General features: G+C 59.3%; 12 protein-coding genes. 6 read left to right on the top strand and 6 right to left on the bottom strand.

Translation table 11 applies throughout. The annotated features are described in order from the left end of the window. The first annotated feature begins 163 nt into the window (after nucleotides 1-163). From ftsH to holA, 4 genes are all read left to right on the top strand, one after another. Nucleotides 164-2,107 (top strand): ATP-dependent zinc metalloprotease FtsH, encoded by a 1,944-nt coding sequence (ftsH, locus tag PYK22_RS10060; protein ID WP_041976837.1) that lies wholly within the window; start codon nucleotides 164-166, stop codon nucleotides 2,105-2,107. Between the two features lie 114 nt (nucleotides 2,108-2,221). Next, entirely contained in the window at nucleotides 2,222-3,094 is an 873-nt protein-coding gene (folP, locus tag PYK22_RS10065) for a dihydropteroate synthase (protein ID WP_041976839.1), read from the top strand. A gap of 45 nt (nucleotides 3,095-3,139) precedes the next feature. Then, the gene (gene lptE, locus PYK22_RS10070; RefSeq protein WP_157770815.1) at nucleotides 3,140-3,745 is read left to right on the top strand and encodes an LPS assembly lipoprotein LptE; all 606 of its coding nucleotides are present in this window, start codon (nucleotides 3,140-3,142) and stop codon (nucleotides 3,743-3,745) included. Next, complete coding sequence (holA, locus tag PYK22_RS10075; protein ID WP_041976842.1) at nucleotides 3,742-4,746, top strand: DNA polymerase III subunit delta; 1,005 nt, start codon at nucleotides 3,742-3,744, stop codon at nucleotides 4,744-4,746. The genes lptE and holA overlap by 4 nt, the downstream gene beginning before the upstream one ends. 372 nt (nucleotides 4,747-5,118) lie before the next feature. Here the strand turns inward: holA and rpsT are convergent, their stop codons facing one another. The 3 genes from rpsT to PYK22_RS10090 form a co-directional block, all read right to left on the bottom strand. After that, nucleotides 5,119-5,394: a 30S ribosomal protein S20 gene (rpsT, locus tag PYK22_RS10080; RefSeq protein ID WP_041976843.1), complete on the bottom strand. Its 276-nt coding sequence runs from the start codon at nucleotides 5,392-5,394 to the stop codon at nucleotides 5,119-5,121. 80 nt (nucleotides 5,395-5,474) lie between these two features. Further along, a complete protein-coding gene (locus PYK22_RS16725) occupies nucleotides 5,475-6,953 on the bottom strand; it encodes a lytic transglycosylase domain-containing protein (RefSeq protein ID WP_060635548.1) in 1,479 nt (492 codons plus the stop codon). Between the two features lie 81 nt (nucleotides 6,954-7,034). After that, the gene (locus PYK22_RS10090; protein WP_041976844.1) at nucleotides 7,035-7,478 is read right to left on the bottom strand and encodes an OsmC family protein; all 444 of its coding nucleotides are present in this window, start codon (nucleotides 7,476-7,478) and stop codon (nucleotides 7,035-7,037) included. A gap of 235 nt (nucleotides 7,479-7,713) precedes the next feature. On the opposite strand from PYK22_RS10090, the gene PYK22_RS10095 reads away from it, so the two are divergent. Both PYK22_RS10095 and PYK22_RS17860 read left to right on the top strand, forming a co-directional pair. Beyond that, complete coding sequence (locus tag PYK22_RS10095; protein WP_162199836.1) at nucleotides 7,714-8,208, top strand: hypothetical protein; 495 nt, start codon at nucleotides 7,714-7,716, stop codon at nucleotides 8,206-8,208. 331 nt (nucleotides 8,209-8,539) lie between these two features. After that, nucleotides 8,540-10,039 (top strand): YMGG-like glycine zipper-containing protein, encoded by a 1,500-nt coding sequence (locus tag PYK22_RS17860; RefSeq protein WP_041976848.1) that lies wholly within the window; start codon nucleotides 8,540-8,542, stop codon nucleotides 10,037-10,039. Nucleotides 10,040-10,105: 66 nt separating this feature from the next. Here the strand turns inward: PYK22_RS17860 and pgl are convergent, their stop codons facing one another. The 3 genes from pgl to zwf all read right to left on the bottom strand — a co-directional run bounded on the left by pgl (nucleotide 10,106) and on the right by zwf (nucleotide 13,597). Then, nucleotides 10,106-10,834: a 6-phosphogluconolactonase gene (pgl, locus tag PYK22_RS10105; protein WP_041977276.1), complete on the bottom strand. Its 729-nt coding sequence runs from the start codon at nucleotides 10,832-10,834 to the stop codon at nucleotides 10,106-10,108. An 85-nt stretch (nucleotides 10,835-10,919) separates the two neighbouring features. Next, nucleotides 10,920-12,035, bottom strand: a complete 1,116-nt coding sequence (locus tag PYK22_RS10110) for a glucose-6-phosphate dehydrogenase assembly protein OpcA (protein ID WP_041976849.1) — start codon at nucleotides 12,033-12,035, stop codon at nucleotides 10,920-10,922. A 2-nt stretch (nucleotides 12,036-12,037) separates the two neighbouring features. Next, a complete protein-coding gene (gene zwf / locus PYK22_RS10115; protein ID WP_041977278.1) occupies nucleotides 12,038-13,597 on the bottom strand; it encodes a glucose-6-phosphate dehydrogenase in 1,560 nt (519 codons plus the stop codon).

The raw sequence follows: 13,597 nt of genomic DNA on the forward strand, positions 1-13,597 counted from the left end.
CTAGGTCGCCGCGCGCGGCGAGTCGGCGTAAGCCGTTATGTTGAGATGGGAGAATGGAATACGGCAACGACTGAGATGTCACGAGCATCATACTTCGGGGTCCGAAGTTGAGGCGACAAAGGGTGAAAAATAGGTTATCATTCGGTGACGGAGGCATACGGGGTTGAATTCCACAGCTAAGCAGATCGTCGTTTGGGTTCTGATCATCATGGGGGCGTTGCTCCTCTACCGCCTCTTCGCTGGGACGGCAGGGCGCGACGCTAAGCAGTTGCCGATCAGCGATCTCGTCGCAAAGATCAAGAAGAACGAGATCACGGAGTTGACGATCAAACAATCGGAAGTCGTCGCTACCGATGGCAAGCAGACTTGGCACACCCCGCTGGCCAACGAACAGTTCAAGGCCGACTTGATGAAGCTTGCTTCCGAGCCGAATGAGCGCGGTGAACAACGTGTGCGCGTCGAAGAAGAAGTGAGCGGCAATAGCGCCATCTGGACGATGGTGCTTTATTGGGCGCCGCTCATCTTTTTGATCGCGATCTGGATCTTCATGATGCGCCAGATACAGGCTGGCGGAAACAAAGCCTTGAGCTTCGGGAAGGCGCGAGCCAAGCTGCTCAATAACCAGCAAAAGCGCGTCACCTTCAAGGATGTCGCCGGCGTCGATGAAGCTAAGGAAGAGTTGCAAGAGATCATCGAGTTCTTGAAGGAACCGCAGAAATTCCAGAAACTCGGCGGGCGCATCCCGAAAGGCGTCTTGATGGTCGGCCCGCCGGGCACGGGCAAAACGCTGTTGGCGCGGGCCGTCGCCGGCGAAGCTAATGTCCCGTTCTTCTCGATCTCGGGATCGGATTTCGTCGAGATGTTCGTCGGCGTCGGCGCCAGTCGCGTGCGCGATCTGTTCGAGCAGGGGAAGAAGAACGCGCCCTGCATCATCTTCATCGATGAGATAGACGCCGTCGGTCGCCATCGCGGCGCCGGACTTGGCGGCGGTCACGACGAGCGTGAACAGACTCTCAACCAGTTGCTCGTCGAGATGGATGGTTTCGAGTCGAACGATGGCGTCATCATCATGGCTTCGACCAACCGGCCCGACGTGCTCGATCCGGCCCTCCTGCGACCCGGGAGGTTCGATCGCCGCGTCGTCGTTTCGCGACCTGATGTGCGTGGGCGCGAAGGGATCTTGAAGGTCCATACGCGCAAGATCCCGCTCGGCGATGATGTCGATATCTCTGTGATCGCGCGCGGCACGCCCGGATTCACCGGCGCCGATCTCGCCAACTTGGTTAACGAAGCAGCTTTGAATGCGGCGCGCAACAACCGCAAGGTCGTCACGATGGCCGATTTCGAATTGGCCAAAGACAAAGTGTTGATGGGCGCCGAGCGGCGCTCGATGGTCATCTCGAACGAAGAGAAGCGCGTTACCGCTTATCACGAAGCGGGGCACGCGCTCGTTGGATTGAAAGTGCCCAATGCCGATCCAGTCCACAAGGTGACGATCATCCCGCGAGGCATGGCATTGGGCGTTACGCAGCAACTGCCCGAAGGGGATCGGCATAATTACACCAAGGAGTATCTGCTCGGCCAGATCGCCATCTTGATGGGCGGGCGCGTCGCCGAAGAGGTCTTCTTGGGTAGCATTACGACGGGAGCGGCCAACGATCTCGAACGCGCCACAGAGTTGGCGCGCGCGATGGTCTGCGAATATGGCATGAGCGATCTCGGACCGCTCACCTTCGGCAAGCGCGAAGAACAGATCTTCTTGGGGCGCGAGATCGCCCAGCATCGCGATTTCTCCGAAGATACGGCGATCAAGATCGATCAGGAGGTGAAGAAGATCATCACCGAGCAGTACGAACGCGCGAAGAAGATCATCCTCGAAAATCGCGAGGCGATGATCCGTTTGTCCGAAGCTCTCCTTGAGCGCGAAACGCTCGATGCCGTACAGATCCGCCGCATCGTCGCCGGGTTGCCGCTTGATGATGACGAGCCGCCGACTTCCGATGGGGATTCGGCGTCGAAGGTCAAAGAGAAGGAGGCGACTCCCACTGTGCCGAAATTGAAGCCGATCCTTCCGCCGATCACGGGAAGCAATCCCGCAACGGCATGAGGACCAAGGGGCGAAAGATACGCGCAAGCGGAAGCCGATCAACTGGCTTCCGCCTTTTTATTCCATTAATCTTATGTCGTCGCTGATCGCCGCGACGTCGGTGGAGTCCGACTTATGGCGCGTATTTGGAAAACAGCGCGGCGCTCGATCGAACTTGGCGCGCGCACGCTCATCATGGGCGTGCTCAATACGACGCCCGATAGCTTTAGCGATGGCGGGCTCTTCGATTCGGTCGATCGCGCTCTCGCGCACGCGGAGCGGATGGTTGCTGAGGGCGCAGACATCATCGACATCGGCGGGGAGTCGACGCGCCCCGGATCCTCTCCCGTTCCGGTCGAGGAGGAGTTGCGCCGAACCATCCCGGTGGTCGCGCGATTGGCTAAAATATTCGATCTGCCGCTGTCGATCGATACGACGAAGGCGGAGGTCGCACGTGCCGCGTTAGATGCTGGAGTCGAGATCATCAACGATATTTCCGGGCTCCGTTTCGATCCTCGCTTGGCCGATACAGCGGCGCGCACGGGGGCCGGTTTGGTGCTCATGCACTCTCGCGGCGATCGGGCCTCTTTGCACGCTCAGCCGCCCAGCGAGGACATCTTCGCGGAAGTGATCGCCGGATTGCGCCAGAGCATCGCGGAAGCGGAAAGGCATGGTGTGGCCCGCGCGCAGATCGTGCTCGATCCGGGGATCGGCTTCGGCAAGACCGCCATGCAGAACGTCGAATTGATCGCGCGCTTGGATCGCTTGGCCGGAGAGTTCCGCGAATTCCCGTTGCTCGTCGGCCCCTCGAGGAAATCTTTCATCGGCCATCTGCTGAACGGTGCCCCTGTGGACCAGCGATTGCACGGCACGATGGCTACGGTCGCGATCTCGATCTTCCTCGGCGCCGCGATCGTGCGTGTGCATGATGTGCGCGCCGCAGTCGAAACGGCGCGCGTTGCCGATGCCCTTCGGCAGATCGTCGCCGAAAGCTACAAGTGTGCATAGCATCTGTCGTTTCGCCTAACGTGACGCATCGCGGTTATGTTTAAGATGATTCGAAGTGGTCGCTATCTCTGGGGGGGAAGGATGGGATTGGGCCGTCTTTCGAGCGGGTTCGCTCGAAATGGTCGGCGCGTCCTCCTGTTGGTTACAATCTCGCTTCTCGCTTCCGGGTTCACGGAATGCTACAAGCCGATGACGCGCAACGGCCTGCCTGAACGGATACACGTCATCGCCGTCCCCGCCTTTCAGAACCAGGCGTTGCATTACCGGATCGAATCGCGCTTCACCAAGGCGGTCATGGATGAACTCATTCGTCGCGGTCGCGGGCTGCGCGTCCAAAGCGAACGCGATGGGGCCGATGCGGTGATAGATGGGACGATAAAGCGGTTCGGCTTCTCCAGCGTGCTGCTCGACAATAACGGGCGCGCGCGCGTCTTCGAAGTGGAGATTCAAGCCGCCGTCACGGTGCGCGATCAGAAGGCGAACAAAGTGCTTTATGATAACCAAAACTACGTCTTTCGCGGCGAATTCGAGTTCGCGCAGGATCCGCGCGTCTTCTTCAATGAAGAGGATGCGGCGGTCGATCGAATCGCGCGTAGTTTCGCCGAGAGCTTGGTCTCGACGCTCGTGAATGGATTCGGGGCGATAAGATGAGCACGTTGACGCGCGAGGAGTTGCGCCGCCAATTGAAGAGCGGGAAGCTGCATCCGCTCTACTTGCTTTATGGTCCGGAGGAGTATTTGCGTGAAAAGGCGGCCCGCGCGATCGCCGATTCGGCGCTCAACGGCGCGCCGCTGCGCGAGTTCAATGAGTCGAGGTTCGATCTGGCCGTTGCCGACATACAGCACGCGCTTGCGTCGGCTTATGAGCTGCCGGTGATGGGATCGCGCCGCGTCGTGCATATCGCCAATTTCAGTCGCTTGCGTGAGGCAGACGAAGAGGCCTTGGGACGCTACCTGGTCCAGCCAGCGGAGACCGCGGTGGTCATCTTCACCGCCGACGATCTCGATAAGCGAAAGAGGCTGAGCAAGTTGCTGCTCGAACGTTGTGCCGCCGTCGAGTTCCCGATCCTCAACGATATGGAGCTCGCGCAGTGGGCGCGCGGGCAATTGAAAGAGTTGGGCGCGACGGTTGATGAAAGAACATTGCACCATATAATCGCGCTCGTCGGGCCACATGTCCGTCGGTTGGCGATCGAATTGGAGAAATTGGCGACGGCTGCTTTGCCTCAAGGGCAGATCACGATCGATCTGGTCGAAGCTCTGACGGATCGGTCGCGCGAGCTTTCAAATTTCGAATTGACCGATCATCTCATCCGGCGAGATAAAAAACGCGCGTTGATGACGTTGCGCCATCTGTTAGCGGATGGCGCGGAACCGGTCATGCTGTTGGGGCTCATCGCGAGCAATTATCATCGGTTGGCTTTGGCGAAGGAGTTGATGGCGCGCGGAGCGCCGACATCCGAGGTCTTCCGCGTTGTCGCCTTGCCTTTCAGCAAGCGAGAAGAGTTCCTCGCCACCGCACGTCGAACCGATGCGCGCGTCTTCGCGCGGGCGATCGAGAGGATCGCCGCGGCGGATCTCGCCATTAAAACATCGCAAGCGACGCCGCAGTTGCAACTCGAAATGCTCATCTGTGAACTCTCAAATCTTTAGCAGCGAGCTCATAAATGCCTCTTTCGGCTCGACCCGTGAGCACCGCTTGCGTCGGCGTCGTGATCGTTTGAATCCCACAAATGCCTCTTTCGGCTCGATCCACTTCAGCTTTTGCCGTTTTTGAGATGACTTCTAGAGAGGAAGTTTCGGTTGGCAGCCGCAGGTCACCGCTTCGACGAGGAGCGTCCAGCTAGGATCTCGACGCGGGTGGCTTTTCGGAGACTTCCCCTCGGTTCTCTCTGATCGAGTCGTCCTTATCTAGACCCAACTGTCGCGTCCGCTGCGGAGACTTCGCTCGTCAGGAGATGGACACGGGCACCGCGCCTCCGTTTCACTGTGTGCCGCTCAATGAGCCAGTCTTTCCGGGCTACGCTAGGCTGAGGCTTGAGTTAGTTGGTTGAGGCGTGAGGTCAACCGCGATTTGTATCTCGCCGCCGCGTTGCGATGGATCACGCCCTTCTGGACCGATTTGTCGATGATGGAGATCGTTTGAGGTAGAAGCTGTTGGGCGGCCTGATAATCTCCCGATGTGAGCGCGGCGCGGAACTTCTTGATCGCCGTTCTCAAACGGCTCCGGTTGCTCCGATTGATGCGCCGTCTCTTCTCATTTTGGCGCATCCGTTTCTCTGCGGACTTATGATTCGGCATCTTACGCTTCTCTCCAGGCTACGGTTGAAAGTTCGTGGTTTTAGCGAAAAGAGAAATATAGTGCGTCGATTGACGAATCGTCAAGGGATCGACGAAGCGTTCTTTTCGGGCGAGTTGACCCCTTGTGCCTCGTCAGGGCGTTGCGGCAGAAGTTCCGCCGTATACAGCGTGCAGTAGGCGCGATAGTAGTTCATCACTTTAAAGACGTAGTCTTTGGTTTCAGCGAAGCCTATCTCAGCCGTGAAGATGCCCGGGTCCCGTTTGCCTGAGCGTTCAAGCCAGCGCGCGACGTTGTCCTCTCCGCCGTTATATGAAGCGACGACCGCTTCGGGCAGTTGAGGGAAGAGCTTGGTGAGTTCGGCGAGATAGGCTGCAGCGATCTGGATTGAGATCTCGGGACGATAAAGATCCATCTCTCCGACCTCGCTCAAATTCGCGCGCGGGCCGTACTTTTGGGCGATGTCGATGGTCAACTGCATGAGTCCGCGGGCGGCGGCTCGAGAACGGGCCTGTGGGCGAAAAGCGCTCTCTTGGCGCATGATGGCGAGGATGAGGCGCGGATCGAGACCGCGCTCTTTAGCCACGCGCAGAACGATCTCGCGGTATGGCGTCTCGCCGAAATCGGCTGAGGTTCGGATCTGATCGCGCACTCGGCTCGCTCGGGCAATGGCTTGCGCGCGTTGCCCAAGGCGCATCAAGCGCATAGTGGCGAGCCATCCGTAGTAGGAATAGATGCTGTCGGGGATGAGTTGATAGATACGGGCCGCCTCGGCTGAGTTGCCGAGTCTTTCCAGACTGTAAGCGCGAAGGTAATTGACCTCAGCGACGCTTGTCATCGTGCCAGTGAGAGGCGATCGGAGCAGTTCATCGCTTAAAGTCACGGCTTTGGTCCAGTTGCCGCGCGATATTTCGAGTCGAAGGTGCGCGAAGAGCGCGTTGGTCGCCGTCGGCGTCCCGGCGAATTTCTGGCGCGTGCGTTCGATCCAGTCAAGCGCCTCCTGCGGCTTGCCAGCTTCGCGCAATGTGTCGATCGTATTCAGATAGGCGTCGGCGATCCGCTCCCCTGCCGGAAAGCGCGCGATATAGGCTTGATAGCGAGAAGCGGCCTCGGCTGCGCGCCCTAAACGCAGAAGCGTCGGGGCGACGAAGTAAAAACCGTCACGCCCTTCGCGCGAGTTCGGATAGTCGCGACCAAGCTTTTCGAAGAAGGGGAGCGCCTCCGCATAGCGGCGTTCCTGATAGAAGGATCGTCCGATGCCGAACAGGGCTGCGGGGACGCGCTCGTCATTGGGATAGCGTGTGATCAACGCTTGCCAGTGTGCGCGCGCTTCGGCGAAAGCGCGGTTGGCGAAGTAGATGGCCGCACGGCGCATATGCTCTTCGGCGCTGAGCGGCGCCAACTCCCCGTTACTGGTGCGGCTCGCTTGATCGAGCCTCCTCACCGCAGCCAGGGCGGCATCGCCCTGCGCGATGGCTCCGTTTGACAGGGCCAGAGCCGAAGTCGCCAACGCCGCGGCGACGATGAGAATAAGCGGCGAATCTGTTGAGCGAAGTCTCATCGCGTTACATCCCTGAATCGTCAATCGCTTTGATGCTTTCGCCGCGATGAAGGGAGGCCATCGAATGTCGAGTCACGGCGATCAAACTTCCGCCGCTGTGGATTCGTTCTCTATCTCATAGGTGGAAACGATCTCGACCGTTGGTCGCAACGTCGCGGCGACGCTGCAATACTTATTCTCCGATAGTTCGATCGCTTGCTCTACGGCCCGTGCGGAGACGTTCACGCCGCGGATGATGTGACGAACCTCCATGCGCGTGAAGTGGCGCGGATGCTCGTCGCGGCGCGCGCCGCGCACTTCGACGCGATAGTCTGTTACCTGTTCGCGCTTTTTGCGTAGTATCCCGATGACGTCAACGGCTGTACAAGCGCCAAGCGCGATGAGCAGCAGTTCCATCGGCGATGGAGCGGCGTGGCGCGCGCCGTCGGTGTCGATCGCTTGCGCGTGTCCGCTTGGCGTGATGCCGATGAAGAAGCCATGGTCGGCGAAGTGAACCGTCGCTACTAGATCTTTGCCCTCACTCATGATCGAAACCTCCTCGGAAACCCTAAATGTTCTAAAGCTCTGCGGGCTGCAGCATAACACGAAGGCCGCGCCCCGCTTCAAGGACGAGCCTTTTTCGGTTCACGGCTTCCGATTCCCAGCAACCGATTGCAGCGAAAAAGGAGGTTGTTCTCGCGCCGAGCGCTGGTTAAAATGTAAAGCGAGGTATTGGGCTGATCTCGCAGCCGGAGAAAGCGAAGAGATAAGGAGGCCGATGATGTTTCGCTTGCGGGAACTGATCGTCGCAGGATGCCTTGTTCCGGCTCTGTTTGGTTTCCCGGTCACGGCCCGCGCTCAGAGTCAGGCGCAGAGCCAGAACGCAGTCTCCGGGGAGAGACAGACGGATGAGCCGGTGTTGCGCGAGTATCGGGGCATCAAGATCGGCATGACGTTAGATGAAGTGCATCAAAAACTCGGCGACCCGAAAGAGAAGAGCGACCGATTGGACATTTACACTTTCTCCGATTCGGAGACGGCACAGATCTACTACGATGAATCGAAGAAGGTGATGGCCATCGCCGTCATTTACACGGGGCGCGATAATAACGCGCCGACGGCCAAAGCCGTGTTGGGCACCGATGTCCAACCGCGTCCTGATGGCTCAGCCTATCTTATGATCCGCTATCCGAAAGCGGGTTACTGGGTCTCTTATAGTCGTACGGCCGGAGAAGAGCCGATCGTGACCGTGACCATGCAAAGGATGGTCCCGTAACTCGCTTCGGTTAATCGAAGTCACTTGCGCGCGGTTTGCGTCTCCGTGGCGCAGAAGGTGAAGTTTAAGTTGATCCTTTATAGGCATTCGCGTGAGCGCGACTCACGTTTTCGGTCTGAATCTCACTCCATTTGGTCGATTCAATGAGGCCGCGTGCGTCGGTATCGCTCCCTGATCCTTTCCCAGCGCCGCAGCGTTCGCGCGAAATAGATGCGCAAAGGAGCTCCTGACCCAATGCAGATCGCGGTGTGGCATAGCGATTGCCCCTTTCCCGTAAAGGAAGTAGATGCGTCTAATGAGAGTACGGAATCGGAACTTACGGAGGGGAGCCATGCCGCTAAAGCGAACTCTTTTCGTCCTCCTCGCCCTTCTGTTACTGAGCAACCTGTCGCTAAGAGCCGACGCTCAAGCGCGCCGGGCTTATCGCTTAACCGATGCGCAGATGCGTCAACTGTTGCGGCGGATAGAGAGCGATACGGCCCGTTTCCGTCGGAGCGCGGGCGAAGCTTTGGGAAGTTCGAGCGCCGATGAGGTCAACGCTCTCATCTCCGCTTTCGAAGAGGCCATGGCCTCGCTACGCGACCGTTTCGGAAGGCGTGAATCGGCGCGCGGCGACGCCGAAGTCGTGCTCGATCGCGCGGCACGCATAGACGATTATGTGCGCCAGCATCGTTTGAGTGTGCGGGCCGAGAGCGATTGGCGAACTTTGCGTGCCGATCTCAATCAACTGGCCCGCGCTTATGGGATCACATGGCGATGGAACGCTTCGACCGCCGCGAATGCGCCCGCCGTTGGAGTCGACGCGCGTTTGACCGGGACATATGAGCTCGATGCAGAACGCAGCCAGAATCCGCGTGAAGCGATCGAACAGGTGACGCGCAGTTTGCCGAGCGGGCAGCGGCAGAGCGTTTACGATGAACTCGTCGCTCGTCTTGATCCGCCCGACAGGTTGGCCATCGAGCGTCGGGGGCGGGCGGTGACCATCGCTTCGTCTCGTGCGCCCCGTATCTCCCTGATCGCCGATGGGATCGAACGTTCGGAACGGGCTAATGATGGAAGCGCGATGCGCGTGCGCGCTAGCTTAATCGGCGATCGTTTAGAGATCAACGCTGTTGGCGAGCGCGGGAGCAGTTTCAATGTGACTTTTGAAGCGCTCGATAACGGCGACCGATTGCGCGTCGTGCGGCGCATCTATGCCGATCGGATCGGTCAGTACGTCTCGCTCGAGAGCATCTACGATCGCGTCTCGAGCGTCGCTCAATGGGATCTATATAGGGAGACCTCGCCCGTCACATCGGAGGCTTTCCTCGTTCCGGATGGAACCCGTGTCGTCGCCGTTCTGAACACGAATCTCTCGACGAAAGATTCGCGCGAAGGCGATCGTTTCACGGCGACGGTGCGCGAGCCGACGAATTATCGGGATGCCGTGATCGAAGGTTACGTTTCGCGCGTGAATCAGCCGGGACGCATCAGCGGGCGGGCTGAGATCACGCTCAATTTCGAACGAATACGCTTACCCGATGGGCGCAGTTATCGTTTTTCCGGGATCCTCGAAAGCGTCCAACCGGTCGGCGGGGAGCAGGTGCGCATCGACAACGAAGGCGCGATCAAAGAGCAGACCAGTCAAACCGAGCGGACCGTGCAACGCACAGCTATTGGGACGGCTGTCGGAGCGGTCATCGGGGCGATCGCTGGCGGCGGCAAGGGGGCGGCCATCGGCGCGGTGATCGGCGCTGGCGCGGGCGCAGGTTCGGTCTACGTGCAGGGGCGCGATCATCTCGAATTGGCGAGCGGGACTGCGTTGACCATTCGCGCGAGCGCGCCGCGATGAGTACGTTCGTCGAAGGGCGGGTGGGGTAAGATGGTTCGATCCACCTGCCCACGATCGTCACCGGTTTCATTCGGCGAGCAAGCTCGCGGCAGCTCGATCAACTACCCACAGAAGATCGCCGTCCGTCGGGGCGACCAATTTGGCTGGGATCGAACGCGCATCGGTCTTTTCATCGAAAACGGCCCGCAAGGCTGGAGCCTTCTCCGCACCTGCGACGAGGAAGATGACGTGCGCGGCGTTGTTGATCGAGCGGAGCGTCAGCGTCAAGCGCATCGCTTTCAACTTCTCGACATAAGTTGCGATCGTTAAGCGTTCGCGTTCGTCGAGCGCTGGCGAGTAGGGAAAGAGCGAAGCCGTGTGACCATCCGCTCCCATACCTAGCAGGATGAGGGAGAAGCGGGGAAGGCCACGAAAGTGCGCCCGCAGCAGCGCCTCGTATTCGGCGGCAGCGCGATTCGGGTCCTCTTCGCCTCTCATGCGATGGACGTTTGAAATGGGGATTGGGGCGCGGGCGAGCAGCGTTTCGTGCACCATCCGATAATTGCTCTCCTCATCATCCGGCGGCACACAGCGTTCATCGGCCCAGAACAGATGCGTGCGATTCCAATCTATCTCCGAGGAGAATTCTGAGCCGAGAAGCGTGTAAAGAAGGCGCGGGGTCGAGCCTCCCGAAAGCGCGAGATCGAACCTCTCATCGCGCTTGATGCTCTGTCGCGCGATCTCGACGAAGAGTTCGGCGGCGCGGCGACTCGCCGCTTGAAGGTCAGGGTGGATCTCAATCGGTCGGCCATTCATCTTCCAGGTCATCGGGCAGAGCGCCTATCGTCTTTTCACACTTGGGTGGATTTCAATCGGTCGGCCATTCATCTTCCGGCTTAACTCAAAGCGTTTCGAGGATCTCGAGCGCTGAACTGAGGGCCTGTTCATACACGTGGTCGCGCCCGAGTTCTTCGAGTTCGCGCCGCATCAGACAGCCTTCGCTGCGATCATCACATCGGGCAACGTGATTCGACTTCCGGCCCGAGATCCGCGTTTCGATATGCCCGCCGCTTTCCGATAGAGAGATGCGTAGACTCGGTTCTGCTCCAGCCATAAACTCGACAGCCGTCAGACGGCCAGGTTCGATCCCCTGCGCTTCGTTTTGTCGCAAGCGCAATTCGATTCGGCGATCGTCGGCATCGAAGAGAAGCGAGGGGCCGGTCGGAGTGATCAAACGCCACTTCAAACGGCTCGCAAGCCATCCGGCAAACAGCAAGGCTTGCGGCGATGAGCGTTCACCTTTGAAGGGCGTGTGCTCTATGCTGACCGTTCGCGCGTAGCGGATCGCCGCGCGCCCCGAAAGGGTGTCGTAGCTTTCGGCGAGCGTCGCGCGCCATTCGTTGATCCGCGCCCATTCGAGATCGCTGAGAACCACTTCATCAAGCGTTTTGTCGCGGAGAAGGCGATCCAGCGATCGGAACTGATCGTGCAACTTGCGGGAAAGCGATGAGTCTACGATGGCGCGGTCCGATAGTTCGCAGAGTTTGTAGAAAATCTCGTCGTCGCAAGATGCCCCTTTCCACCAGAGGAAGGTTGGAAGATCAGAGTAGAGCAGGACGGCGACGGCGCTGAGAAGCTCAGCTTGCAGGTCTGGGTTGGCGATGAACAGTATCTGCTCGCCGCACAGGCGCGGGCTTCGAGCTTCGGCGCGCACACAACGCGCGGCGATGTAGGCTCGAGCTGTGCGCGAGGGGGCGTCTGAATTGATGAGCAGGAAGAGCGCGCGGCAGGGATGGGCGATGATGATCTCATCGAGCGCTGCCTGCGTTTCGTCAAAACCGGCCTCGTCCTCCATCCAGACGATCAGATTCAAAGCGCGTCCACGAAGCAAGGCTTCTTCTCCGTTTGTCGCGTGTTCGGTCCACAAGCTGCGCAAGGCGTTCTCCACTGCCGCGACATTGAGTCCCGGACCTTCATGTATGGGCCACAGACCGTAGCGCGCGTCATCGAGAACCATCTTTACAACCTCCGCCAGCGACGCCCGTCGCGTTCGATCAGTTCATCCGCCGCCTGCGGTCCCCAAGTGCCGGCGGCGTAGTTGGGGAAATCCGGCTTCTCTGCGGCCCACGCTTCGAGCACGGGCATCACGATCTCCCAACTGCGCTCGATCATGTCGCGTCGGGCGAAGAGCGTCGCTTCGCCCAACATGCAATCGAGCAGTAAGCGTTCGTAGGCTTCCGGCAGCGTGATGCCGAAAGATGCGCTGTAGCGGAAATCCATATTGACCGGGCGAAGGCGCATCGCTTGCCCAGGCAGTTTGACATTGAAACGCAGCGTAATCCCTTCGTTAGGTTGAATGCGAATGATGAGGAGATTGGCGCTCAGCGATTCGCCATTCGCGGTGAAGAGATTGTGAGGGACATCTTTGAAGCGGATCGCGACTTCGGTAACGCGCTTCGGCAGACGTTTGCCCGATCGCACGTAGAAGGGAACTCCGGCCCATCGCCAATTATCGATCTGAAGCTTCAAGGCGGCGAACGTCTCCGTCGTCGATTGCGGATCGACCCCGGGCTCTTCGCGATAGCCGACCACTCTCTCGCCGAGGACGAATCCTGGCCCATATTGGCCGCGCACGGCGGACTCTTTGACGTCCTTGATCGGGCGCACCGCGGCGAGAGCCTTCATCTTCTCATCGCGCACATCGTCGCCCGATAACGAAGTCGGCGGTTCCATCGCGATCAACGATACGACTTGGAGCACATGGCTCTGGATCATGTCGCGCAGCGCCCCAGCGCGTTCGTAGTAGCCGCCGCGTCCCTCGACGCCGAGCGTCTCGGCGTTCGTGATCTGAACGTGGTCGATATGATTGCGGTTCCATACTGACTCGAAGATGCTGTTGGCGAAGCGAAGGGCGAAGAGGTTTTGGACGGTCTCTTTGCCGAGATAGTGGTCTATACGATAGATCTGATCTTCGCCGAAGAAGCGAGCGATACGGGCGTTCAGTTCGCGCGCGCTCGCGAGATCGTAACCGAAGGGCTTTTCGATGATGATGCGCGTCCATCTCCCTGCCTCGGCGCGCGTAAGGCCGCATTCGCCCAAACGCTCGATGATCGTCGAAAAGAGTTCGGGCGCGGTGGCCAGATAGAAGAGGCGATTGCCTTCAGTTTGCCGCTCGCCTTCGAGTCGCTGTAACGAAGCGATCATTCGCGTGTAGGCCCCCGCATCGGAAAGATCTGCCGCTTCATAGCGGAGTCCCGAGGCGAAGCTTTGCCAAGTGCGCTCATCGAACGTCTGTTCCTCGTTCTCGATGACCGCATCGCGCATGCGCTGACGAAACTCTTCATCGCTCATCTCTGTGCGCGCGATGCCAAGCACGGCGAAGTTCGGCGAAAGCAAGCGCCGCTGCGCGAGCCGATAGAGCGCCGGGATCAATTTGCGGCGCGTCAGATCTCCAGAGGCGCCGAAGATGATGATCGCGCATGGCCCAGCTGCGCGCTCCACTTTCAACCCTTCGCGCAAGGGATTATCCGAAAGCTCGTCCACGGCGATAGGTCTTTCATTCAGAGATCCGAGGCTCAT

This window comes from Pyrinomonas methylaliphatogenes, assembly GCF_000820845.2.
GTDB lineage: Bacteria > Acidobacteriota > Blastocatellia > Pyrinomonadales > Pyrinomonadaceae > Pyrinomonas > Pyrinomonas methylaliphatogenes.